Origin of the sequence: Streptococcus sp. 'group B', from assembly GCF_002073795.1 — a bacterium.
GTDB classification, from domain to species: Bacteria; Bacillota; Bacilli; order Lactobacillales; family Streptococcaceae; genus Streptococcus; species Streptococcus agalactiae.
Genome location: NZ_CP020432.1, coordinates 866,616 through 892,931 on the forward strand (window position 1 = coordinate 866,616; position 26,316 = coordinate 892,931).

General features: G+C 34.0%; 22 protein-coding genes and 2 pseudogenes. All 24 read left to right on the top strand.

Annotated elements, in window-relative coordinates; translation table 11 throughout:
- The first annotated feature begins 2 nt into the window (after positions 1 to 2).
- The 24 genes and pseudogenes from A6J68_RS04885 (at position 3) to A6J68_RS05005 (ending at position 26,269) form a co-directional block, all read left to right on the top strand.
- The gene (locus A6J68_RS04885; protein ID WP_001080088.1) at positions 3 to 821 is read left to right on the top strand and encodes an ABC transporter permease; all 819 of its coding nucleotides are present in this window, start codon (positions 3 to 5) and stop codon (positions 819 to 821) included.
- A 1-nt stretch (position 822) separates the two neighbouring features.
- The gene (locus A6J68_RS04890) at positions 823 to 1,608 is read left to right on the top strand and encodes an ABC transporter permease (RefSeq protein ID WP_000170563.1); all 786 of its coding nucleotides are present in this window, start codon (positions 823 to 825) and stop codon (positions 1,606 to 1,608) included.
- Between the two features lie 624 nt (positions 1,609 to 2,232).
- Complete coding sequence (locus tag A6J68_RS04900) at positions 2,233 to 2,538, top strand: hypothetical protein (protein WP_000533775.1); 306 nt, start codon at positions 2,233 to 2,235, stop codon at positions 2,536 to 2,538.
- Positions 2,538 to 3,386, top strand: coding sequence for a hypothetical protein (locus A6J68_RS04905; RefSeq protein ID WP_000859501.1), 849 nt, complete (start codon positions 2,538 to 2,540; stop codon positions 3,384 to 3,386). Before A6J68_RS04900 ends, A6J68_RS04905 begins: the two co-directional genes overlap by 1 nt.
- Positions 3,383 to 4,105 carry a 3-oxoacyl-ACP reductase FabG gene (gene fabG, locus A6J68_RS04910; RefSeq protein WP_000861303.1) on the top strand — a complete coding sequence of 241 codons (723 nt, stop codon included), beginning with the start codon at positions 3,383 to 3,385 and terminating at the stop codon, positions 4,103 to 4,105. The genes A6J68_RS04905 and fabG overlap by 4 nt, the downstream gene beginning before the upstream one ends.
- Positions 4,098 to 4,403 (top strand): phosphopantetheine-binding protein, encoded by a 306-nt coding sequence (locus A6J68_RS04915; RefSeq protein WP_000611493.1) that lies wholly within the window; start codon positions 4,098 to 4,100, stop codon positions 4,401 to 4,403. The genes fabG and A6J68_RS04915 overlap by 8 nt, the downstream gene beginning before the upstream one ends.
- A complete protein-coding gene (gene fabZ, locus A6J68_RS04920; RefSeq protein WP_000164166.1) occupies positions 4,387 to 4,863 on the top strand; it encodes a 3-hydroxyacyl-ACP dehydratase FabZ in 477 nt (158 codons plus the stop codon). The genes A6J68_RS04915 and fabZ overlap by 17 nt, the downstream gene beginning before the upstream one ends.
- Complete coding sequence (locus A6J68_RS04925) at positions 4,853 to 5,782, top strand: ABC transporter ATP-binding protein (RefSeq protein WP_000403526.1); 930 nt, start codon at positions 4,853 to 4,855, stop codon at positions 5,780 to 5,782. The genes fabZ and A6J68_RS04925 overlap by 11 nt, the downstream gene beginning before the upstream one ends.
- Complete coding sequence (locus A6J68_RS04930; RefSeq protein WP_000462408.1) at positions 5,775 to 6,653, top strand: ABC transporter permease; 879 nt, start codon at positions 5,775 to 5,777, stop codon at positions 6,651 to 6,653. The genes A6J68_RS04925 and A6J68_RS04930 overlap by 8 nt, the downstream gene beginning before the upstream one ends.
- A complete protein-coding gene (locus tag A6J68_RS04935) occupies positions 6,650 to 8,653 on the top strand; it encodes a hypothetical protein (protein ID WP_000650743.1) in 2,004 nt (667 codons plus the stop codon). Before A6J68_RS04930 ends, A6J68_RS04935 begins: the two co-directional genes overlap by 4 nt.
- A complete protein-coding gene (locus tag A6J68_RS04940; RefSeq protein ID WP_001092618.1) occupies positions 8,650 to 9,603 on the top strand; it encodes an aminomethyltransferase family protein in 954 nt (317 codons plus the stop codon). The genes A6J68_RS04935 and A6J68_RS04940 overlap by 4 nt, the downstream gene beginning before the upstream one ends.
- Complete coding sequence (locus A6J68_RS04945) at positions 9,600 to 11,795, top strand: beta-ketoacyl-[acyl-carrier-protein] synthase family protein (protein ID WP_000118223.1); 2,196 nt, start codon at positions 9,600 to 9,602, stop codon at positions 11,793 to 11,795. The genes A6J68_RS04940 and A6J68_RS04945 overlap by 4 nt, the downstream gene beginning before the upstream one ends.
- A 4-nt stretch (positions 11,796 to 11,799) precedes the next feature.
- Complete coding sequence (cylJ, locus tag A6J68_RS04950; protein ID WP_000033001.1) at positions 11,800 to 13,011, top strand: glycosyltransferase CylJ; 1,212 nt, start codon at positions 11,800 to 11,802, stop codon at positions 13,009 to 13,011.
- Positions 12,980 to 13,555, top strand: coding sequence for a hypothetical protein (locus A6J68_RS04955; protein WP_001068960.1), 576 nt, complete (start codon positions 12,980 to 12,982; stop codon positions 13,553 to 13,555). Before cylJ ends, A6J68_RS04955 begins: the two co-directional genes overlap by 32 nt.
- A gap of 342 nt (positions 13,556 to 13,897) precedes the next feature.
- A complete protein-coding gene (locus A6J68_RS04960) occupies positions 13,898 to 14,239 on the top strand; it encodes a hypothetical protein (RefSeq protein ID WP_001288731.1) in 342 nt (113 codons plus the stop codon).
- Positions 14,240 to 14,272: 33 nt separating this feature from the next.
- Positions 14,273 to 14,788 (top strand): putative cross-wall-targeting lipoprotein signal domain-containing proteiin, encoded by a 516-nt coding sequence (locus A6J68_RS04965; protein ID WP_000145149.1) that lies wholly within the window; start codon positions 14,273 to 14,275, stop codon positions 14,786 to 14,788.
- Positions 14,789 to 14,839: 51 nt separating this feature from the next.
- Entirely contained in the window at positions 14,840 to 17,497 is a 2,658-nt protein-coding gene (locus A6J68_RS04970; RefSeq protein ID WP_000165740.1) for a S8 family serine peptidase, read from the top strand.
- Positions 17,498 to 17,542: 45 nt separating this feature from the next.
- A pseudogene (locus A6J68_RS04975) lies at positions 17,543 to 20,861 on the top strand (hypothetical protein).
- A 183-nt stretch (positions 20,862 to 21,044) separates the two neighbouring features.
- Positions 21,045 to 22,130 carry a peptidase M13 gene (locus A6J68_RS04980; RefSeq protein WP_001873818.1) on the top strand — a complete coding sequence of 362 codons (1,086 nt, stop codon included), beginning with the start codon at positions 21,045 to 21,047 and terminating at the stop codon, positions 22,128 to 22,130.
- 20 nt (positions 22,131 to 22,150) lie between these two features.
- A complete protein-coding gene (locus A6J68_RS11680) occupies positions 22,151 to 22,969 on the top strand; it encodes a M13 family metallopeptidase (RefSeq protein ID WP_001865683.1) in 819 nt (272 codons plus the stop codon).
- Complete coding sequence (locus A6J68_RS11685; protein ID WP_071659942.1) at positions 22,894 to 23,076, top strand: M13-type metalloendopeptidase; 183 nt, start codon at positions 22,894 to 22,896, stop codon at positions 23,074 to 23,076. The genes A6J68_RS11680 and A6J68_RS11685 overlap by 76 nt, the downstream gene beginning before the upstream one ends.
- A gap of 31 nt (positions 23,077 to 23,107) precedes the next feature.
- On the top strand, positions 23,108 to 24,139 hold the full coding sequence (locus A6J68_RS04995; protein WP_000790436.1) for an alpha/beta fold hydrolase: 1,032 nt from the start codon (positions 23,108 to 23,110) through the stop codon (positions 24,137 to 24,139).
- Between the two features lie 34 nt (positions 24,140 to 24,173).
- Positions 24,174 to 25,173 (top strand): annotated as a pseudogene (locus tag A6J68_RS05000) (alpha/beta fold hydrolase).
- A 34-nt stretch (positions 25,174 to 25,207) separates the two neighbouring features.
- Positions 25,208 to 26,269, top strand: a complete 1,062-nt coding sequence (locus A6J68_RS05005; RefSeq protein ID WP_001033956.1) for an alpha/beta fold hydrolase — start codon at positions 25,208 to 25,210, stop codon at positions 26,267 to 26,269.
- Positions 26,270 to 26,316: the final 47 nt, after the last annotated feature.

The window sequence follows — 26,316 nt, forward strand, 5'->3', positions numbered from 1 at the left end:
GGATGAACAGAATTTGGAGACGTTATAAACCTTTTATTAGTACAGGAATCCAAGGATTAATCACATATCGTGTTGATTTCATCCTTTATAGGATAGGTGATGTGATAGGAGCATTTGTTGCATTTTATCTATGGAAAGCAGTTTTCGATTCCTCAAGTCAATCCTTAATCCAAGGTTTTCAGCTGTCAGATATGATTCTCTATATTATTATGAGTTTTGTGACTAATTTATTAACAAGAACTGATAGTTCATTTATGATAGGTGACGAAGTAAAAGACGGTTCAATTATTATGCGACTCTTACGTCCAGTTCACTTTGCTGCTTCCTACCTTTTCATGGAGATTGGTTCTAGATGGCTCATCTTTTTAAGTATAGGGGTACCGTTTTTGCTTGTTATTACGGGGGTACGCCTCTTCTTGGGGACTGATTTGATTCAAGCTATAGTGTTAGTGGTATTTTATATTATTAGCATTATTTTAGCTTTTTTGATTAACTTCTTTTTTAATATTTGTTTTGGCTTCTCGGCATTTGTTTTTAAAAATTTATGGGGGTCAAACCTGTTAAAAAATTCGTTAGTCGCATTTATGTCGGGGAGCTTGATTCCTCTTACTTTTTTTCCGAAAATCGTTGCTGATATTTTAGGATTTTTACCATTTTCATCTTTAATTTACACACCAGTAATGATTATTATTGGTAAATATGATGGCAGTCAAATTGTGCAAGCCTTACTTTTACAAATATTTTGGCTAATAGTAATGGTAGCTTTATCTCAATTAATATGGAAAAAAGTACAGTCGCATATCACTATCCAAGGAGGTTGAGATGACAAAATATCAGCGAATGCACTTTATTTTTATTAAACAATACATGAAGCAAATCATGGAGTATAAAATAGACTTTTTTGTAGGCGTTTTAGGAGTATTTTTAACACAAGGGCTAAATCTTTTATTTCTGAATGTTCTTTTTCAACATATCCCTTCTTTAGAAGGATGGACTTTTCAGCAAATAGCTTTTATTTATGGTTTTTCTCTCCTCCCAAAAGGAATTGATCACCTTTTCTTTGATAACTTGTGGGCTCTTGGTCAAAGGCTTATTCGAAAAGGAGAATTTGATAAGTATTTAACCAGGCCGATCAGTCCTTTATTTCATGTCCTAGTTGAAACCTTTCAAGTAGATGCATTGGGGGAGTTATTGGTTGGTTTTATTCTGTTATCTACCACAGTATCTAGTATAAGCTGGATCGTGCCAAAAGTATTATTATTTATATTTATTATCCCCTTTGCAACTTTGATTTATACCTCCTTGAAGATTGCTACGTCAAGTATCGCTTTTTGGACCAAACAATCTGGTGCTGTTATCTATATTTTTTATATGTTTAATGACTTTGCTAAGTATCCTGTCGCAATATATAATAATCTATTGCGTTGGATCATTAGTTTTGTCATTCCATTTGCTTTTACAGCTTATTATCCCGCTGCTTACTTCTTACAAGATAGAAATGTCTATTTTAATATTGGTGGGGTTATCTTGATTTCCTTGATTTCTTTTATGGTATCACTAATACTTTGGCATAAAGGAGTAGAAGTATATGAGAGTGCGGGTTCTTGATTAGTAAGGCAAGCCATTAATTTTTTTGAGTGTTTAGAAGTTTTAGGCTTACTAACTTAGCTTTGTTAGTGATGATATACTCCCCTTATAGTGTCTAGTGAATTTTTGTTTTTTTACTGTCCACTATAAGGGGAGTATATCAGGTGAAGAGGGACTATTAGTGTTGAGAATAATGTCCCTCATAGAACAATAATTACCATATCTTTACCAAAATAAAGTTAAAAACGCTCTTAGATGTGCTTTCTAAGAGCGTTTTTTGGTCTATAAAAGGTAAGCAAAAAGCAGATGTCATTTATGAAAGTGTTGACAAAGATGAAATACTTTGTTACTATTTTAACATAATAATGATATTTTAATTAGAGTGTGAATTTATAATTAATTTTTACAATGTTTATTTTAAATTTAAACTAATGTTTATAGCAGTGTTTTACTCATGATTTTGTGAATTCAACACTTAAGTCATGACCTCATTTTAAAGAGTTTCAGACGACACAGAAAGGAAGAAAACATAAGAAAGGCAATGCACGGCTTGTCCATAGTAGTGTTTGAAGTAGATGTTTAGAAATATTTTATTTTCCAACAGTACTGATATCAGAGCGAAGATGATTAGTTGAAGGTGATAATATGGGACGTTCTAATATTTTGAGTAGGTGTGAACAATGTTCTGATAATCAATGTGGCTTGTATAAAACGCGGCTTAAAGACAAGTTACTATTAGTAGTCCAACTGGTTGGAAATATTAGGTATTCTGAGTTTCTTACGGAAGGTGGTGTATATCATAAGGGAGAAACCTTGTTGGAAGTTATAACCTTAGGAATTTCTTATGAATATAAAAGTTATGGGGATATCAAAGTAATCAAGAAGTACTGTGCTGATGGCAGTGTCGTTGATTATAACATGCCAATACTATTAATGGAAAGGATTGAATAATGAAAACAGTAATAATATATGGAGGACAGGGTAATGTTCAGTCAAAACACCTTTGTCAACTAGTTAAAACTCCAAAAGGTGAAATTCTTTTTTCAAAGTTACAAGCAACTGATTTAGAATCATATCAGTTAATGATGGATGTCATTAACCACAAGGTAAGTTTAGACAATGTTCATGCGTCTATGTTAGCAAATTTTTTATATAATGATTGGCTAACAAACGATGAAAAAATAGTATCTGGGATAGGATTTTCAGCTCATAGCGCCGGTATTTTCAATGTGTTATATGCTAGTGGTAGTACTAGTTTTGAAAACATTATTCACTTTATTAAACGTCGTGCCCAACTTATAGAAAATTGTCATGTGTCTGAAGAGCTTTGGCTTTTGATGGTTGAAAACATTGATATGTTTAGTAAGGATGTTTTAAAAGAACAGTCTGAGAAAGTAAAATTAGCTATTATTACTGATGATAGAGCTGGTGTAATTGCTATGGATCAAGTCAACCGTTCTTTCTTTGATGACGTGATGACTAACAAAGGTTATTTTTATAAATTAAAGCAGTTAGGCGTAAAAGCACCATATCATACTGATTTTTTAAATGAATCTAAAGAGCAGTATAAACAATTGATTGAAAGCCTAGATATTTCGCAAAATGATGACTATGACTATATTTTTCATTGTGATCAATTGGTAGATGAAATTTTATATCAGTGGACCAATCTCTTTAACTGGCGTGCGATTAAGGAAACTATCATAGAAAAGGATGCGGAGATTATTGATATTTCTCCTAATAGGTTTATTTCTAGTCAGTTGCAAAAAATGAAAAAGAGGGGGAGGAAACAGTTATGAAAGTAGCAATAGTTACTGGTGGTACCAGAGGAATTGGAAGGGCTATTACAAAAGAGTTATACAAAGAAGGTTACAAAGTCATTGCTATTTATAATAGCAATGATGCTAAGGCAAGAGCTTTACAAGAGGAGTTACCAAAATTAGACGTTTATAAATGCAATATTTCAGATGCAAAAGCAGTACAAAAATTGGTGACTAAAATTTTTAGAGAATATGGCGGTATTGATTGTTTAGTTAATAATGCTGGTATTGTTAGAGATGGCTTTTTCTTGATGATGTCTAAGGAAAAATGGATGGATGTCATTAACATAAATATTATGGGGCTAGTTAACATGAGTAAAGCCGTGTTAAAAATCATGAAGGCTAAGCGTATACAGGGAAAGGTTATCAATATTTCTTCAACTAGTGGTATAGCAGGGCAGATAGGGCAAGCGAACTATTCAGCAACGAAAGGCGCTATCATTTCCATTACTAAAACTCTAGCGAAAGAATTTGCATCAGATGGTATTACGATTAATTGTGTAAGTCCAGGATTCATTGAAACAGATATGACAAATGAATTGCAAAATAAAGAAGAGCTAAAAGAGCATCTTATTCCTCTAAAAAGGTTTGGACAACCTGAAGAGGTGGCTTGGCTCGTAAGCTTTTTAGCAAGTGAGAAGGCAAACTATATTACAGGAAAAAATATTGTGATTGATGGAGGAATGATTAATGATTAACTGGGCTGAAGAACGTAAAATAATAAAAACACGTCAAGAAGTAGTTGATGAAATTAAAGGTATTTTGATTGACTCTTTAATGTTGGATATTGATAAAGATCTGATTATGAATGATCAACCATTATTTGGTCGTGGATTAGAGCTAGACTCTATTGATGCCCTAGAACTGTCAATAGGGATTTCAACAACGTTTGGTGTTGAACTAAATGATGATGATATTTCAATATTATCATCAGTAAATAGACTAGCAGATTTTGTGATTGAAAATAGTGAGGATATAGATGACCAAGCTAAGTAGTGAAGAAATTATAAAAATGTTACCTCATCGCTATCCGTTTCTAATGGTGGATAGAGTGCAGAGTTATAAAAAAGGTATCATTGAATGTCGTAAGAATATTACTATCAACGAACCTTACTTTCAAGGACATTTTCCACAACGTCCTATAGTTCCGGGTGTTTTGATGATTGAGATGGCAGCTCAATCTGCAGCTTTACTTTATATTTTAGATGCACTTGATGGTAGCCTCCCCTCTCTTGATGAATTAACAGCAGAGAAAATAGCAGAAAAAGTAGGTTATTTAGCCAGTGTGAAGAATTTCAAATTCAAGAAAATTGTTACTCCAGGAGACCAGCTAAACATTACATGTAAATCTCAATCAAAATTGGGGCATCTTTTAGAAATTCAAGTCGTTATTAGAGATGAGAATAAAAAAGAGGTTGCCTCAGGAAGGATGTTGGTATCAGAAAATGGAAATTAAACTCAAAAATATTGGAAAAAAATATGGTTCTTTTGAAGCATTGAGAGACATTAATCTCATCTTTGAAGAGGGAAAATTTTATGGCCTTCTTGGACCTAATGGAGCTGGTAAAACAACTTTATTTAACCTTTTAATTCAAAATTTTAAGCAAACGTCAGGCGATATTAAGTGGGAGGTGGATGGAAAACCTCTATCTATTAAAGATTTTTATCGTCACATTGGTATTGTCTTCCAAAGTAATCGCTTAGATGATAATTTAACGGTTGAGGAAAATCTAATTTCTAGAGGTGCTTTGTACGGTTTATCTAAATCACAAGTACGTAATCGCCTTAAAGATCTTCAAACGTATCTAGATATCACAGCAATAAAAAAACAAAAATATGGCAGTTTATCAGGAGGTCAAAAACGAAAAGTTGATATTGCACGCGCCTTGCTGCCACAACCTTCTCTATTATTATTAGATGAACCAACGACTGGTTTAGACCCTCAATCTCGTCGCGATTTATGGGATGCTATCGCACAACTAAATCAACAATCGCAGATGACAGTTGTACTAATTACTCATTATCTTGAAGAAATGTCTGCTTGTGATGTTTTAAATGTTCTTATTGAAGGAAACATTTATTATTCGGGAGATATTAAAAGCTTTATTGAGCAACATTCCACAACAAACTTGAATGTGGTATTGAAACCAGAAAAGTCATTAGACCAACTTTCGATAGCTGATTTTGTTAATAAATGTCAAGTCCTTTCAGAAAGGGAGATAGTATTTAAGGATATTTCTGTTGAGGAAATGATGCAGGTTATCTCAGACAATCAAGATAAATCTATTATTGAGACATTTAATGTTGAATATTCGAACTTAGAGGCGGCGTATCTCAACTTGCTTAGAGAAAAAGAAAGGAAAAACAATGTTTGAACTAATTTCTAGAAATCGTAAAGTTTACACGCGAGATCGGTTAGCGTTTTTCATGTCTTTTTTATCAGTTATTATCTTAATTTTGGTCTATCAGATTTTCTTGGGAAAAATTCAATTAGATGCTATAAAAGCAGCATTGAGGAGTAATACAGTATCCAGTGATACTATTCACATGGTTAATTATTGGCTCATTGCAGGTTTGACGACTATTATTTCAATGACTAGTACATTAGGTGCCTTTGGAGTTATGGTGTCCGACAAAGAAAAAAAATTAAATGAAGATTTTAAGGTCAGTCCTATATCAAATATCAAAATTGAATTGTCCTATGCTATATTTGCCGTTTTATTTGGTATTGTCATGACGATGTTCTCTTGCATCTTTGCTATCGGTATTTTTAACGGCTTTAATTCCTTGCTAGAGTATTCAGCTATGGATTATTTAACTATTTTAGGGATCGTTTCCTTAGGGACTGTTTTATCTGCGGCGATGATTTTACCTATTTTAGCCTTTATTCATACTAGTTCAGCTTTTACGACTCTTAGCACAATTGTAGGGACTTTTATTGGTTTTATTTCAGGAGTATATCTCTCAATTGGCTCGGTAGGAAAAGCATTACAACAGGTTATGACATGGTTTCCATTGACTCAAATCAATTCTCTTTTGAAACAGGTCTTAATGAAGGGTTCTATTGCGAAGGTATTTGACAAAGCCAACGAAGCCACTGTCTCTAACTATAAAGAATCATATGGTGTTGTTTTGCGTAATGCTGATGGAGAAAGGCTGAGTAATCACTTTATGTTGATTTATATCATTGCCCTCATTCTTATTTTATTGGCAATTCATTTTATTATTAAAAAGGTTAAAAAATGAAAGATGATAATAAATTAAAGATTTCTGAAGCTTCCTTAGAAGATTATTCTGAAGTGGTTCATTTATTTAATAGGAATCATGTTTATCAATTTCCAGACGGTAGGCCTTTAACTGTTGATGACCTTGATTTAACGTTAAAAGTTAAAGAAGTGACACATTTATTTTTACTGAAAAATCATGGTGTTTTGATTGGAACATCAGCTTTCTTTAAATTTATTACCTATGGTTGTTTAGATTGGAATAGTAGCTTTAGTGGTTTTCTTTTAATTGATTCGAAAAGTCGTAGTGGACAGGCAATCACTTATCTATATAAAACTATCTTAAAGAAGATAACAAAACTGAAGTTTTCTAATATCTATACCGAAATCAGTAACTACAATAAACCCTCCTTAGCTTTATCAAAATTGAATGGCTTCAAAGAGTATGATAAGACATATGAAGACATACTGCATTGTCGATCATTGCGTAGTCACCTCCCTAAGATATTGAATACGTTTCGTATTTCGAATTATTATGGTAAAACATACGACATATCAACTTTTCAAATTATGGAGGAAATTGAAAATCCCTTGGAAGAGGAGACAGAAATTAGGACCAAAGTCTCTGATGAAGAAATATTATTTAAAGCAGAAGATAGTGCTTCACTTCCTTATTATTTAAAAATGAGCTTGTTTCAAATGGAAATTGCTAAGTTAGATAACCGTTATGTTTTACAAGTTGACTTTTTATCGGAACAAGTAAAGAGGGTTCGGGTTAAAACTGGAAAATATCACTTGGCAAACTTAACGAGGGCTCACCCTAGCCTAACTTTAAGTCGTTTTGCCAATTATTATTACATTCAAGCAACTGTGGAAACCCTTTATGGTAATATCGATGTTCAACTGGAACGTCGAAAAAAGCATTATAGAGATGCAACTATTTGTCTTAAGAGAACTTTTCAAGGTTATGATTTACTTATCTCTCCAAATGGCAGCCTTATTTTTGAAAAGCAGAAAAGAAAGATACTTGAAGATAGTTTTTTGATTTTTAGCCAACCTTTGGACAAGAAATTAGTTGTAAAAGAAGAAGAAAATCACATTACAATCAAATGTTTCTATCAAGGTGCTTTAATTGAGAAAATCATGACATTTACAAGTGACGAAGAAATCACTTGTGTTTATAAATGTAATCAAAAGGCTAAAGAGATGTTCCCAAAATTATTGAAACAGACTTTCAAGTTACACTGCCAAGAGCAGTTGATTAGAGATAGTGAAGGTTATCTTGTGAATGTTCCAGGAAGTTACCCGATTGAGCATGATGATTTTCTTCGAGCAGATAAGTTTGAAGATAGACAATTCCATTATTACCTCCCGAATGAAGATAAAATGATTTCCTATTCTCCTCCTGGCAAAGCCAGCAATCAAATGCAATTTAGACCCTTATGTCTTATTGATACAGATAGCCTTTCTTTTCCACTGACTTATCATTTTAGGATTTCACAAGCATCATCGGAGGAGGCGTTAATCAATCTAAAAAAACAGCCAATATGGGACAGCAACTACCAAGCGTCAGCAACTGACCTTTTAAAACATATCTCTAACCTAACATTAGAAGAAGAGAAGGATTATGGCATCAAGAGAATGATAGCTAACAGAAAGCATTATCCTAGTCACAAACTGGTTTTAGCCTATAATCAGATTGTTTTGCCTAAGAATGAAATTCCAAGAGACAGTGAATTATATTCTATTTCTTTTGATTATCGAATTAGAGGAAAGTTTGTCCAAATCCGCCAAGGGGAACATGTCAAATATGATAATAAATCCTATGTTTTGGAAAATAGTCAACAATTAGTATTGTATGTAGCTAGCGATGATAAATATATACTAATTTCTGCTAAAAATGGAATATTTTATTCTTACAAAGAGAACAATCATTTAAAAATAAGGTGCATGTTTAAAAGGAACTCACCTTATGCTACAAATGTGAGCATTACAGAATATAGAAAGTGTGAAGAAAAATGAATACTATTTATAATACATTGAGAACAGATAAAGGTTATAAAGTTTATGAGGGGTATTTATATGAAATTACTGGTGAAGAATGTGAAGAAGCCTTAGACCTTGTGATTCCTAAGAATATTGTATTTGCAGATACAGATACTTGTGGCTACACTTTTTTACTCAATGAAGATGGAACAGTTTATGATGATGTGACTTTCTACAAATTTGATGATAAATATTGGTTGGCTAGTCATAAAGCTTTGGATTCTTATTTAGACAACATCAATTTTGACTATACCGTAACAGATATTTCTGACGAGTATAAAATGCTGCAAATTGAAGGAAGATATTCGGGAGAAATTGCTCAGTCATTTTATGAATATGATATTTCAACACTTAATTTTCGTACTTTGATAGAGATGACTTATAAAGGTGAGAAAGGTTATCTTGCTAGATTTGGTTTTTCTGGAGAATTTGGCTATCAATTTTTCCTACCATCTTCTATTTTTGCTACTTTTGTTTCGGATGTCTGTGAAGGTATAGCAGAGTATGGGGATGAACTTGATAGATATTTAAGGTTTGAAGTGGGACAACCCATTACTGATATTTATCAACAAGAAGAATATTCTTTATATGAAATAGGTTATTCTTGGAATCTAGATTTCACAAAGGAAGAATTTAGAGGTCGCGATAGCTTGTTAGAGCACATCAGATCAGCAACAGTTAAAAGTGTTGGATTCTCAACGAAGGAAAAACTCGCTTCAGGAACACCAGTGCTATTTGATGACCAAATTGTTGGAAAGATTTTTTGGATAGCAGACGAGAAAGACTCTTCGGAAAATTACCTAGGTTTGATGATTGTTAACCAAACATATGCTCATTCAGGAGTTACTTTTGTAACAGAAGATGGCCAAATTTTGAAAACACAATCAAGCCCTTATTGTATCCCAGAAAGTTGGAACAAAGAATGAGCGTATATGTTAGTGGAATAGGAATTATTTCTTCTTTGGGAAAGAATTATAGCGAGCATAAACAGCATCTCTTCGACTTAAAAGAAGGAATTTCTAAACATTTATATAAAAATCACGACTCTATTTTAGAATCTTATACAGGAAGCATAACTAGTGACCCAGAGGTTCCTGAGCAATACAAAGATGAGACACGTAATTTTAAATTTGCTTTTACCGCTTTTGAAGAGGCTCTTGCTTCTTCAGGTGTTAATTTAAAAGCTTATCATAATATTGCTGTGTGTTTAGGGACCTCACTTGGGGGAAAGAGTGCTGGTCAAAATGCCTTGTATCAATTTGAAGAAGGAGAGCGTCAAGTAGATGCTAGTTTATTAGAAAAAGCATCTGTTTACCATATTGCTGATGAATTGATGGCTTATCATGATATTGTGGGAGCTTCGTATGTTATTTCAACCGCCTGTTCTGCAAGTAATAATGCCGTAATATTAGGAACACAATTACTTCAAGATGGCGATTGTGATTTAGCTATTTGTGGTGGCTGTGATGAGTTAAGTGATATTTCTTTAGCAGGCTTCACATCACTAGGAGCTATTAATACAGAAATGGCATGTCAGCCCTATTCTTCTGGAAAAGGAATCAATTTGGGTGAGGGCGCTGGTTTTGTTGTTCTTGTCAAAGATCAGTCCTTAGCTAAATATGGAAAAATTATCGGTGGTCTTATTACTTCAGATGGTTATCATATAACAGCACCTAAGCCAACAGGTGAAGGGGCGGCACAGATTGCAAAGCAGCTAGTGACTCAAGCAGGTATTGACTACAGTGAGATTGACTATATTAACGGTCACGGTACAGGTACTCAAGCTAATGATAAAATGGAAAAAAATATGTATGGTAAGTTTTTCCCGACAACGACATTGATCAGCAGTACCAAGGGGCAAACGGGTCATACTCTAGGGGCTGCAGGTATTATCGAATTGATTAATTGTTTAGCGGCAATAGAGGAACAGACTGTACCAGCAACTAAAAATGAGATTGGGATAGAAGGTTTTCCAGAAAATTTTGTCTATCATCAAAAGAGAGAATACCCAATAAGAAATGCTTTAAATTTTTCGTTTGCTTTTGGTGGAAATAATAGTGGTGTCTTATTGTCATCTTTAGATTCACCTCTAGAAACATTACCTGCTAGAGAAAATCTTAAAATGGCTATCTTATCATCTGTTGCTTCCATTTCTAAGAATGAATCACTTTCTATAACCTATGAAAAAGTTGCTAGTAATTTCAACGACTTTGAAGCATTACGCTTTAAAGGGGCTAGACCACCCAAAACTGTCAACCCAGCACAATTTAGGAAAATGGATGATTTTTCCAAAATGGTTGCCGTAACAACAGCTCAAGCACTAATAGAAAGCAATATTAATCTAAAAAAACAAGATACTTCAAAAGTAGGAATTGTATTTACAACACTTTCTGGACCAGTTGAGGTTGTTGAAGGTATTGAAAAGCAAATCACAACAGAAGGATATGCACATGTTTCTGCTTCACGATTCCCGTTTACAGTAATGAATGCAGCAGCTGGTATGCTTTCTATCATTTTTAAAATAACAGGTCCTTTATCTGTCATTTCGACAAATAGTGGAGCGCTTGATGGTATACAATATGCCAAGGAAATGATGCGTAACGATAATCTAGACTATGTGATTCTTGTTTCTGCTAATCAGTGGACAGACATGAGTTTTATGTGGTGGCAACAATTAAACTATGATAGTCAAATGTTTGTCGGTTCTGATTATTGTTCAGCACAAGTCCTCTCTCGTCAAGCATTGGATAATTCTCCTATAATATTAGGTAGTAAACAATTAAAATATAGCCATAAAACATTCACAGATGTGATGACTATTTTTGATGCTGCGCTTCAAAATTTATTATCAGACTTAGGACTAACCATAAAAGATATCAAAGGTTTCGTTTGGAATGAGCGGAAGAAGGCAGTTAGTTCAGATTATGATTTCTTAGCGAACTTGTCTGAGTATTATAATATGCCAAACCTTGCTTCTGGTCAGTTTGGATTTTCATCTAATGGTGCTGGTGAAGAACTGGACTATACTGTTAATGAAAGTATAGAAAAGGGCTATTATTTAGTCCTATCTTATTCGATCTTCGGTGGTATCTCTTTTGCTATTATTGAAAAAAGGTGATAAAATGAGTAAATTTTTATTTGCTCCTTTCATGATGAATTTAGGAGAGAGCCAAAGATTATCAAAACTGGCTAATTGTTTATATGAACAAGGACATGATATTCATATCCTTGGAGACAATTATTATCCATTTTTATTTAATAATGATGCTTATCGCTATCACCACTGTGTAGAAGATAAATCTGTTTATAATAGTAAGCGATATGATGCTTTCTTTTCTCTTTCAACAGACTTTAATTTTTTATCAGAAGAAGAAATTGAACGCATCTGTTCTATTGAAAGAGACTTGTTACGCCAAGAAAAATTTGATGCTGTATTGACAGGTTACCGTCTATCTATTGTTACAAGTTGTCGTTTAGAAAGCATACCATTAATTTGGATTATTTCAGGGGCAACGCATATCAGTGAAATTGTTGAAAACTCAGAAGGAATATTGCCTAATGGGAAGATAAGTAAAGCTAGTAAGCCTCAAACAAAGGATTTTATCAAAAGAGTAATCACTACTTATTCAACAAATGTTAAAACGTGGAATAACTATATTAAAAAATATGGTGGCAAACCTTTTAATAATGCTTTAGAATTATTTACTGGTGATCTAAACTTGGTAACAGATTACTCTTTGTTTTATGAATTTGATAAAGATTCGTCCTATAAAACGATAGGACCTATTTTGATAGATAATGTAGGTTTTTCAAAATGCAGCCAAATTAATCAAGACAATAAGACTGTACTGCTCAGCTTTGGTACTTCATTTAAACGAGATTGGGTGGAATCTTTTTTAAAGACATTACCAAGGCATTATCATTATTTACTGACAAGCTGTGGTGAGGCTATAAACATTCCAGGAAGTTATATTGAGATAGTTGATTTTATTGATTTTAAAACCATAGATAAAGAGATTTATTTCGCTATTATACACGGTGGGCAAGGAACAGTTTATGCGATGGCTGCACAAGGTATTCCCTTTATAGGTATCCCTTTCTTTAACGAACAATTTTGGAATATTAAGAAGTTCAGTAAAGAAAAGTGCGCTTATTTGGTAAAGAAACCTGATGTAAGAGAGATACGTAAAGCAATTAGCTGTCTTGAAAGAGACTATGATATCTATAAAAGTTATATGATAAGACTAAGCCAAGGAATTAAAGAAGAAGCAGAGGCATCTTTACAAAAAGCGGAGGCAGAAATTGAATCCTTTATCAGAAAAAGACAAAGTTAACTATATTATGATTTATAAAAATAGGCAGTCTACATTGGAGAATAATTTATCTGGCGATCGGTTGATGAGATATCAACAAGCAAATAGACAGGTAAGCAAAGATAAACTGTTAACAGGGAGTTATTTTGTGTACCAATGCTTAAAAAAGTTAGGTTTTACCAATAAGATTTGTCAGGAATCTTTTTCTAGTGTTAGTAGTTATTTAATTGGTTTGCCAAAGGGGAAAATTAGTTACTCTAATTCTGGTGACTATCATATTCTAACCTATGCTCCCAGTGGTTCAACTGGGGTTGATATTGAGAAATACAAAGATAGATCAGAACAAACCTACCAAAACTACCTAGGAGAATCAGTTAGTAGTGATATGGATTCTAAATTATTATTTTATAAGGCATGGTTACAAAAAGAAATTTCCTATAAATGTGGGAAATCTATAGATATTACCTATCAAACAATGATAGATGGCTATATTTATGGTTATGCTTTTGATAATACTTTTAAAGTAGAAGCGGTTTACTTAAAAGAATTATTACCAGATAACTAACTCGCAACATGTTGTTCCTACATATGCATCTATAAAAAGCACTTTGAAGTATTTCAAGGGCTTTTTATAATACCTTGGGTAGTCTTTAACAATTATGGTTAGAGTTGATATGATAAACTGATCATTTCCACATTTTATGAGAAAATCAGAAAATAGAGGTGTTTTTTTGTGATAATAATTAGAAATAATAAAAACTGAAATATTTTCTAATGTAAAAAAAGATAAAAGAACTTATTGCTGAAAACGATTTTAACTTAACATTTGCCATTGACAAGTACTTAGAGGAGTGCTAAAATTTCGTTAGCTGGTTAACAAACCGGTTAAGTAATGTGAGGTTCTTTTATGAGTGAATTCCTTTCAGCCAAACCTATTGGTCATAATGATTCATCTAATACTATTTTAAGAATTATAGAGAATACGAAATATATTCATCACTATGATGGAAAAGTTGTTGTCGAAATTCCTCCTCAAAAAGAGCCTATCAAAGTCTTTTTTATGGATTCACGTCTTCATTATTTAGAATTTTCAGACATATGTCGGTATGTAACTGTTGTTTTGAAAAATAGTACCGTTGATAATATAACCAATTTAGGGCTAGATAATCATATTGTTTATGACAATGGTGATGATATGGTTGATCCGTTGCCGAGTATTCAGCATGGATTATTTCTTAATGATGATTAAAGATGTAGACAAAAATTTAGAAACGAGGAAGCCATGACATTTTATAAAAAGACGGACAAATTTGGATTTAGGAAAAGTAAAGTGTGCCGCAGCCTATGCGGTGCTTTATTGGGTACAGTAGCAGTTGTTAGTCTAGCTACAGCAAGTACAGAGATTCACGCTGATGAAGCAACAACCTCACCTACCACTGTAACGAAAGTACCTCAGCCAGTTCAAGCAGACACAACAGCTCTAAATACCTCTAAGACTCATAGTACACAAGCAACTACAACTCCTGTTGAAGCTAAGGAGAATAAGGTTGTCAAAAGTGAAACTGTTCAATCTGAGAGCCGAGTAATGCCTAGAGATAAGGTAGTAGAAAGGCCAGAAACAGTAAAAGCTAGTGTTAACTCAGACGTTAGCCAACCTATTACAACCACACCCCCAACAATTAATGAAAAAACAGTTGAGATTCCTAACTTAGCTCAAGATACTAAGAAGGTAGCTCCAAAAGTAACTGTTACACCAGAAGTTGTTAATCAGCCAAAGCAGTTGCCTAAATACGAGTAAGAAAACTCAGAGAAAGGCAATAAGAGTACAGAAGCAACTAAGGCAGTTACTGTGACTAAACCACAGGGGGCGGTTGCTGAGAAAGCTACTCCGGCTGTGCCAAAGCCTCAAAAAGTAAGAGTAATTGTTGAATTTAATAAGGAATCTATCTTAGATTATGCGACAGAACAGAAAAAAACAGTTGCACAGTTAAATCAAGCTGATGTTGAGAAAAAATTACAAAGCATCAAGCAAGAGCAAGATAAAGTTCTTAAGAATATTGAAAAAAGTGTTCACTTTGATTCAAGCAAAGTGAAGCGTTACGATGCTATTATTAATGGTGTCGCACTTGATATTCAAGCTCAAGAAATTGAAAAATTAAAAACGATTGCTGATGTTAGAAGGGTCTATGTCTCACAAGAATATGTTCAGACAAAACCTTTACTATCTTCCTCAGGGCAACTTATTGGTTTGCCAGAAGTTTGGAACAACTCCCAGTATAAAGGTGAGGGAACTGTTGTTGCAGTTATTGATTCAGGGGTTGATTTCAAACACCAAGCACTAAAAATCAAAGAACCAAATCGTGCTAAGTATAATAAAACTAGTATTGAAAAACTGATTCATGAAAAGAATCTCAAAGGAAAATTCTATTCCGAAAAAGTACCTTATGGTTATAACTATTATGACTATAATGATAACCTCAAGGATAGCTACGGTGTAATGCATGGTATGCATGTAACAGGTATCGTAGGAGCTAATGATGATAATCAAAAATTGTATGGTGTTGCACCAAATGCTCAAATTTTAGCGATGAAGGTATTTTCAGATGACCAACAAAATCCCACAACCTTCACAGATGTGTGGCTAAAAGCTCTAGACGATGCTATTTTACTAAAAGCTGATGTTGTTAATATGAGTCTTGGAACACCTGCTGGATTTGTACATGAGGGGAAAGACTATCCTGAACTTGAAGTTATTGCAAGAGCGTGTAAGGCAGGAATCGTCATTGCAGTAGCAGCAGGTAATGAAGGAAATATCACTGACGGTAATACTTATGGTGTTAAGCCGCTAGCAGAAAATTATGATACAGCCTTGATTGCCAACCCAGCCCTCGATGATAATACCTTGGCTGTTGCCTCTATGGAGAACCTTAAAAAGCATGCTCATGTTTTGAAATTTAAAGATAAAAAATCTGGAACAGAAGTTACAGAAGTCATTAATCTTCATGTTGCCCCAAACGCTTCAAAAACTATTATTGGATTGGCTGTAGATTTGGGAGCAGAAGCTCCTTCGGAATTGTCAAAACATTTTGATTTAAGTGGTAAAATCGCCATGCTTGAAATTCCAGAAGATAATAAATCTAATGGATTTTTAGAAAAAGTACAGGCGATTACTAAGTTAAATCCAGCTGCTATCTTGCTTTACAATAATGCGAAGGTTAAAGATGATTTAGGCAGTCAATTATTAGTTGAATCAGAAGCAGCTAAATTTAATATTGCTCGCATTACCAGAAGCACGTATAACAATATCAAAAATAATAGCAATAAAATTATTACTATTTTAACAGAGCGTCAAGCTATTGATAATAGTTTAGCAGGACAATTATCTTCTTATTCTTCTTGGGGACCTACACCAGACTTACGTCTAAAACCTGAGATTACAGCTCCAGGTGGTCATATTTTCTCAACTGTGGAGGATAATCAATATGCTGATAAATCAGGAACATCAATGGCTGCACCTCAGGTAGCTGGGGCAGCTGCAGTTTTAAAACAATACATTACAGATAAAAAAATTCCTGTTGATAATGCTGCTGATTTTATTAAATTACTCTTGATGAACACTGCACAGCCAATTATCAATAAACAATCAAAAGATGGCAAAACACCTTACTTTGTGCGCCAACAAGGTAGCGGAGCAATGAATCTTGCCAAAGCTCTTGTTACGACAGTCGTTGCAACTGTAACAGGGACTAACGATAATAATGCAGATGGTAAGTTGGAGTTACGTGAATTAAAAGAGAAAAAATTTAAAGCACGCATTCTACTTCGTAACTTTGGAAAAACTAATAAAACGTATATCATCTCATCAGAAGCGATTGCGGACCCAGTTGATGAAAAAGGATTTCGTACGCAAAATTCAGAACACCTAGTATCAAAAAAAGCTGATGCAGTTACAAGGAAAGTTACTGTAGAAGCAGGTAAGACATTAGCTGTTGACCTTGATGTGGATTATTCTGATGCAGAGGCTTTAACTCGCAATAATTTCTTGGAAGGTTATCTTAACTTAAAAGATACTGAAGGTGTAGCCGATTTACACTTACCATTTTTAGGTTTTTACGGTTCATGGACAGAGCAAAAAGCTATTGATGCTTTTGAAGGCATTTCTGAAATTGGTAACGGTGACAAAAAACGTCGCGTTCAATTCTATGTTAATAAAGAAACCAACAAGACCTCATCAACCTTTACAACTAACGGCATGTTGAGTCTTCCAATCTATAACAATACAGTATTTTTCTCTCCTAATAGTCCTTTCTATGACAAAGCAGGAGTTCGTATTGCAGCTTTGCGTAATATGGAGTATGTTCAATATTCTATTATAGATCCAGATACCAATAAAGAAGTTCGTGTACTTGGTAGATCACACGACGTTAGAAAACTTTATCGCCTAGATTATCGTAATAGTTTTGCCATGATGCCAGATTCTATTTGGGATGGTAAGATTAAAGATTAAATTGCAAAAGGGGATAAACAATACATTTATCAAATTAAAGTACAGTTGAATAATAAAGGTGTCGGTGGCGATGGTGTCCAAATTTATCAATACTATATCAAAATGGACAACAATAAACCTTACTTAAGTCCCAAAGATAAGACTACTGTAGAGAAGTTAGAAGATCGCTGGAAAAAAATTACTTTCAAAGTTCAGGATACTGGCATTGGTTTGAAAGACGTTTATCTTCAATCTGTTAAGTATGTTGGTGGTGGCAATAATAATTTAGACCTTATCACACCTCCAGGATTTAAAAAAGAAGATAAAAAAGTTGAAAAACCAAAATTAGACCGTCCACCAGGAATTGATTTACCAGCACCAACTTCAATGAGAAGTTTTGATTATTCAACCCCACCGGGAACTAAGCCAAGCAAACCCAAAGATAGTTTATCAACTCCTCCAGGTTTCCCAGATTTAAACACGCCGCCGGATGAAGCCACCAAAGGATAGTAAAAAAGACGCTATTGAAGATAAATCAGGAGCAATTAAATATGCTAAGTCTCTTCAACTTAGCTTTGTTGATGACCCTATTTTAGCTAGCAAAGTAAATGGCAAAATATTACAAGTCGAATCTGATGGCAAATTAGTCATTCCTAGAAATGCTTTGTCAGCTAATCAATTTGATGACACTAGTCTTAAAATTTATCGTAATAATAATCGCAATAAAGAAATTACTATCACAACAGATTATTTTGCAGATACAAAATATGTCAATATCACAGCGGTTGACTATTTGAGCAATACTACTTTTGAGCAATTAGCTACTGGTGAAACAGTAGATTACCATGCCATTGTATTTTCAAGCTTTGCTGCTATTAAAGACAAGGGTGGTAAGATTTATGTTAACGATAAATTGCAAGAAACTTCTCGTATAGCGCTTAAAGATAAATCTGTTAAGATTGGTATTGAATTACCAAATGATGTCAGACATATTGATAGTTTATCTGTTCGTCGTTTGAATGAGGTTAAAACTGTTGATAATATCTTGAAAAATGATGAACAAGACATTAATCTCAGCAAAACTTACCAATTAAAATACAACCCGACAAATCGTCGTCTAGAGTTTACTATTAATAACATTAACTCAAGTTCAGAAATCATGACCACTTTCAAAGATGGAAAGATGCCAGAATTGGTTGAACAAAAAGATGTTTCTTTGGATATAAACGATATGGACATGAGTAAGTTTAAAACTATTCGACTTGGACGAAAGGATTCTGAATTTAAGGGACAACTTATTGCAAAAACTGGAACAGTTGAATTAGATATGTTTTTCAAACAATCTCAAGACCCAGCTTCAATTATTAAAAAAATATACCTTATCCAAAATGGTGTTCCAAATGAATTGAAAAAATTTGACTCTAGTTTTGGTTTAACTGAAAGTCAGATAGATGGATACTATATTTATAAAGATGCAATTAACCTTAAATTTAAATTAACCAGTGGTGCAAGTCTTAAAGTTGTTTATAAAGGGCAAGAAGATCCATATAGTCATCAGAAAGAAGATATGACTAAAAAAGGTGAACAGCTCAGTCATTCAACTCAAGCCAATGAAAATACAGCAAAAGTAACCTTTGCTAATATTGACTGGTCACATTATAGTAAGGTTACTGTGAATGGAAAAGAAGTTGGTAAAGGTAGTGAGTTACCTTTAACTAAAGGATGGACAACATTTGTATTACATAAAACAGAAAATTCATTAAATGTTAAAAGTTTGATTATGGAGACGGGTAGTGTAAGTAAGAAAGTTCAACAACTTCCTTTAAGTCCTAGATTATCTAAAAATAAGCATATGAGGGATATGCTACTTACTATGCAAAAAGATTCAGCGTATTACGAAACAAGTGACAGTCTAGTCCTTCGAATTAATCTCACTGCAGATACTAAACTTAATTTTAATGCTGTTAAAGGAGCGAGTGCTCTTACTGAAAATATGATGATGAGACAGTTTGCAGTTGCTGGACCACAAGATGATCCTGTTAGTGAACATAAATACCCATCAGTATTTCTCTTAACTCCTGCCTTATTGGAAACTGCTAGTGAGGCAACTCTAAATGGTAAGGAAATCACAGCATCTGGTATTATCGGTCACATCAAGGATGGTGATAAAAGCAAGCATGTTGAAGTCAAAATGGTGAATGAAAATGGAGACATGCTAGGAACCCCTGTTATTATTCAAGGTAAAGACTTGACTAATCGAACAAAACCATTAATGAGTGGACGTAGAGTACTTTATGCCGGTAAACAATATGAGTTCCGGGCTAAATTACCACTTAGTCGTTTTAACACTTGGATTAGGGTTGAAGTGGTAACAGAAGCAGGAGAGAAAGCAAGTATTGTTCGTCGCATGTTCTTTGACCAATCAGTTCCAGAGCTTAACACAGCAGTTGCTAAACGTGATTTGACTTCTGATACTGCTCTTATCCACATCGTTGCCAAAGATGACTCTCTAAAACTAAAATTATATCAAGATGATTCATTACTTGAATCTGTTGATAAAACCGGTCTTTATAGTTTTAGAAATGGTGTAGAAATCACTAAAGATATGACAGTACCACTAGAATTTGGAGATAATATTATTAAGTTATCTGCTGTTGACTTATCAAATTATCGTCGTAATGAGACCCTTCATATCTATAGAAACCGTTTTGATGTTAAAGCAAGCCAAATGACAGCTGACAAAGGAGCTAAAGTAACTGTGGATATGTTGATGAAGCACTTAGTTGTTCCAGAAATGGCAGGAGCTTATACATTAACAATCGACGAAGCTCCAAACACAAATGAATCAGGAATGTTAACAAACGCTAAAGTATCGATTCATTATGTAAATGGTGGTGTTGATAAAGTTGATGTTCCGATTAAAGTAGTTGACTTAGAAGCTATTCGTAAAGCTGAAGAAGCACATAAAGCTGACGAAGCACGTAAAGCTGAAGAAGCACGTAAAGCTGAAGAAGCACATAAAGCTGAAGAAGTACGTAAAGCTGAAGAAGCACATAAAGTCGAAGAAGCACGTAAAGCTGAAGAGGGACATAAAACCCAAGAAGCACCTATAGTTGAAGAAGGCTACAAAGTTAATAACGTTCATCAAACTGATACTACAGTTAAAGCGTCTGATTTACCAAAGACTAAGACAGTTTCCGCAGTTCATATGGCTAGAACAGACAATAAACAGATAACTTCACATCAGACACATGTTGAAAAACAAATTAAAAATACATTGCCATCCACTGGTGACAGCAAACGTGGTTATTATATCACTGGAATGGCTATCGTTATGCTGAGTGTATTATTTAGTTTAGCTAAAAAGTTTAAAAGCAAATATTAATGATAAAATAAAATCTATTTAGCAACATTAATTGTGATGGATAAAAGGTTTTATCTCTTAAATCAAAAGTAGTAGCTCATTAGCTACTACTTTTTTGTATAAGTGTAAAAAAGTGAATTCTTAACAAGAATTTAACACCCTACTTGCTATACTAAAAGTGAATAAGAAAGAGAGGTGTCATTTATGCAAAGAAAATCCTATTTAAAATCCATGAGTGTTCTTACTTTAACAGCTTGTCTTATATCAGGATATGTGGTTAAAGATATTGCTATGTTACATGCAGTATCTGCCAGTGAGAAGAAAGCAAATAATGTCAGTCCGAGAGAAAATCTCTACAGGGCTGTCAATGATAATTGGCTAGCCAATACAAAACTCAAACAAGGGCAGACTAGTGTTAATAGTTTTTCAGAAATTGAGGATAAATTAAAGCAACTGTTAGTGTCTGATATGGCTAAAATGGCCTCAGGAAAGATTGAAACAACCAATGATGAACAGAAAAAAATGGTTGCATACTATAAACAAGGTATGGACTTTAAAACAAGAGATAAAAATGGTCTCAAACCTCTAAAACCAGTTTTACAAAAACTTGAAGCAGTCTCTTCAATGAAAGACTTTCAAAGTTTGGCCCATGATTTTGTGATGAGTGGTTTTGTTTTACCATTTGGTTTGACTGTGGAAACCAATGCTCGAGATAATAGCCAAAAGCAATTGGTGCTTCGTCAAGCACCCGCATTACTTGAATCACCTGACCAATATAAGAAGGGCAATAAAGAAGGTGAGGCTAAATTATCAGCTTACCGTACTTCAGCAATGGCTTTGCTTAAACAAGCTGGAAAAAGTAACATTGAAGATAGAAAACTAGTTAAACAAGCTATAGCATTTGATAGACTCTTATCAGAAAAAACGCAAGTTGATCAAAGTAAAATCACAGCTGAAAGTGAGACAGCTGCGGGGCGATATAACCCTGAAAGTATGGAAACGGTTCACAATTACGCCAAGGAATTTGACTTTAAAGAATTGATTGAAAAACTAGTTGGGCCAACGAATAAGGCAGTCAATGTAGAAGATAAAACTTATTTTAAACAGGTTAATGATGTTATAAATAGTAAACAATTAGCCAATATGAAAGCATGGATGATGATTTCTATGCTAGTTGATCAATCAGATTTTCTAGGAGAACAAAATCGTCAAGCAGCGAGTGCTTTTAAGAATGTTGCGTCTGGTTTGACTCAGATTGAATTGAAAGAAAAAATGCTTACACCCAATTAGAATATACTTTTGGCCATATTTTGGGTGATTATTATGGTAAGAAATATTTTGGTGAGGCAGCTAAAAAAGACGTCGAACATATGGCTAAGAAAATCATTAATGTCTATAAAACACGGTTAAAAAACAACACTTGGTTATCAGAAAATACAAAAGCAATGGCCATTAAGAAACTTGATAACATGAGATTAATGATTGGCTATCCAGAAGATTATCCTGATCTTTATCGTCAGTACCAATTTGATAGTAAAGCAAGCTTCTTTGAAAACAATGATAACTACAGAAAATTATCGAACAAGAAAACATTTGAAGAATTTAACCAGTCTAATCAACGTGAACATTGGCAAATGAGTGCCAATGCTGTAAATGCTTATAATGATCCTAATACCAATTCCATAGTCTTTCCAGCAGCGATTTTTCAATCACCACTCTACGATAAAACTAAAACAGTTAGTCAAAATTATGGAGCTATCGGAGCAATTATTGGTCATGAAATTTCACACTCATTTGATATTAATGGTATGAAATATGACGAGAAAGGGAATCTTCACGATTGGTGGACTAAAGAAGATTTAAAACATTATAAGAAAAAAACACAAGCTATGATTGACCAATGGGATGGCCTTAAAGCAGATGGCGGTAAAGTTGATGGTAAATTAACTTTAGCAGAAAATATTGCAGATAATGGTGGTGTTATGGCATCTCTAGAAGCTCTTAAGACTGAAAAAATCCAAACTATAAAGAATTTTTTGAATCATGGGCAAGTATTTGGCGTCAAAAAGCAACCAAAGAACAAAGTAAGTCCTCAATTCAGTCAGATGTTCATGCACCATATGAATTGAGAGCTAACATCCCAGTACGTAATTTCCAAGAATTTTATGATGCCTTTGGTGTTAAAAAAGGCGATTCAATGTATCTAAAACCAGAAAAACGTTTGACACTTTGGTAAAGCTATGTTTTCCAGACAATAAGGAGAATGCATGAAGAATATAACAAAGCTATCAACTGTTGCTTTAAGCCTACTACTTTGTACGGCGTGTGCTGCATCAAACACGTCTACATCTAAAACACAGTCTCATCATCCTAAACAAACTAAACTCACAGATAAGCAAAAAGAAGAACCCAAAAACAAAGAAGCTGCTGATCAAGAGATGCATCCCCAAGGCGCTGTTGATTTGACAAAATATAAGGCAAAACCGGTCAAAGATTATGGTAAAAAAATCGATGTTGGTGATGGCAAGAAAATGAACATTTATGAAACTGGTCAGGGAAAAATTCCAATTGTTTTTATTCCTGGTCAAGCTGAGATTTCGCCACGCTATGCTTATAAGAATTTAATTGAGCGGTTAAGTAAAAAATATAAAATTTATACAGTAGAACCATTAGGCTATGGTCTCAGTGATATTCCTACTAAACCACGTACGCTAGAAAACATTACAAAAGAAATTCACACAGGCCTAAATAAAATTGGAGTTAAAAATTTCTACCTTGCAGCTCACTCACTTGGCGGTATGTATTCTTTAAATTATGCTAAAAATTATCCAGAAGAAGTCAGAGGATTTATTGGTATGGATACCAGTACACCTTGGATGGAAGGGGAACAAAAAACAAAGTATGACCCTGAAAGTGCTAAATGGGCAATGAAATTACCAGATGTTGATGATAAGACTAACGAACAGTATCTGTCAATTGCGAAAAAAATTAACGGCAATAAGTCTCAACGAGATGAAGATGAGCGCTTAGGTGATAATCTTGGTAAATTGAAGAATGTAAAATTCCCTAAAGGGATGCCAACTAAGTATTTTCTTGCTGATCAATCTGTGGAGGGAATCAAGCTACGTCAAGCAGATTTTAAAGGTTTGAAAAATTGGGATCAGCAGCATATTGATTTATCTGAAGATCCAAAAGATGCTTCCGTTGAAATTCTTAAAGGTAGTCACAATATTTTCCAAACACAATATGAACATATGGCTAAAGCTATTGATGGATTTATCCAATCCCATCAAAAGTAATCGTTGAATGAAATACCTAAGTCAAGGAGAAAAAATGAATAAAATAACGAAATTATCAACCGTTGCCCTCGCTTTGATGCTTTGCGTTGGATGTTCTGCCAATAAAGATAATCAAAAAACTAAAACTGAGCAGCCTAAGCAAGAAAAGTCAATCGCTAAGCAAAAACAAGAGAGAGAAGCAGAAAAAGCTATGATTGCTAAAGGTGCTATTGACCTAACTAAATATAAAGCGAAACCAATTGAAGATTACGGACAAAAAATTGATGTCGGTGACGGTAAAAAAATGAACATATATACAATGGGTCAAGGGAAAATTCCGCTAGTAGTCTTCCCTGGTCAAGCTGAAATTTCACCACGTTATGCTTACAAAAACTTGCTTGATAGATTAGGGAAAAAATATAAAATTTATACGGTTGAACCGCTCGGTTATGGGCTTAGTGATATGACAGATAAGCCACGTACGATTGAAAATATTACCAAAGAAAGTCGGTGTCAAAAATTTCTATCTTATGGCTCACTCGTTAGGTGGCATATACGGTCTAAATTATGCTAAGACATATTCTAACGATGTCAAAGGTTTCATTGGCATGGATACAAGCACACCAAATATGGAAGGTGATGGCACAACTGGAGAATCTTCAGCTTCAACCTTAAAATGGGCAGAATCCATTCCAGAAGTTGATAAGAAAACCAATGAACAATACTTATCAATCGGTGCTAAAAAATCAGGTAATAAAACAGAGCGCGATGAAGATAGGCGTGTTAGTGACAATCTTCATAAAATGGAAAAAGTTAAGTTCCCTAAAGGTATGCCAGCTAAGTATTTCTTAGCTAATGAGTCAGCAGAAGATATAAAAATGCGTAAAAAAATATTCCCTAAGCTTAAAAGCTGGGAACAACAACATATTGACTTATCTGAAGATCCAAAAGACGTTTCTGTTGAGACACTAGATGCTAGCCACTTGATTTATCATACGCAATATAAACATATGGCGAAGGCTATTGACGAGTGGATTCAATCGCATGAAAAATAATTATTCCCCCCAATTGTTTTACTAAGGAGAAAAGATGAATAAAATAACGACATTATCAACCATCGCCCTGACTTTAATGCTTTGCGTTGGATGTTCTGCCAATAAAGATAATCAAAAAACTAAAACTGAGGATCCTAAGCAAGAAAACGTAACTGCAAATCCGAAGGAAGACAAGGCAACAGCAGCCAAGCGAATGAAGTTAACGAAAGAACTTGAAAAATATAATAAAGGCACAGAGAGCTTTATTAGTAACAAACAATATCAAAAATATATCAAAACACCTATCAAAGAATATGGTCAAAAGGTTGAAGTCAAAGGCAAGAAGATGAATGTCTATACTGTTGGAGAAGGTAAAGTACCAATTGTCTTTATTCCTGGTCAAGGGACGGTGACTGCCAAACATCAGTACCATAATTTGATTAGTAATTTAAGTAAAACTCATAAGGTTGTGGTAGTTGAGCCATTTGGTTCAGGTTTAAGTGATGTCATTGACCAACCACGAAATCTAGCTAATATTACCTCAGATATCCACGAAGCTTTACAAAAAGTTGGTATTACCGGAAAATATGTAATTGCCTCTCATTCAATTGGTGGTGTTTATGCCCTTAAATACATCAGTACTTATCCAAAGGAAGTGCTAGGATTAATAGGTTTAGATACATCAACGCCGGGTATGGAAGGTGGTAAGCAAGTTGATTTCGCTGCTCCAGTGTTAAAAGAATTACCTAAAATTCCTAAAGTATCCGACGATATTAATGCACAATTTTTTGCTATTGGACATAAGATACTTAATAATTCTAATATGAAAGAAGAAGCGAAGAATTCTTCTAATATGATTAACGAAAGTGCCAACTATAAGATTCCAAAGGGAATTCCTGCTATGTATTTATTAGCACGTGAAAGTGACTTAGGGCTTCAATTACGTAGTTTAGATATACCAATTAAAGGCAGTTGGCAAGAGCAACATAAGGAGTTATCAGAAGATCCAAAAGAAGTCTCTATTCATACACTAGACGGAACTCACCAAATTTATGATACTAACCTTAAAGAAGTAATTGATTATACTAACCAATTTATGAAAACATTTGAGAAATAATTGTTTTTAGAAACAGTGCTATAAAATCACTAATTGATAGATAACGT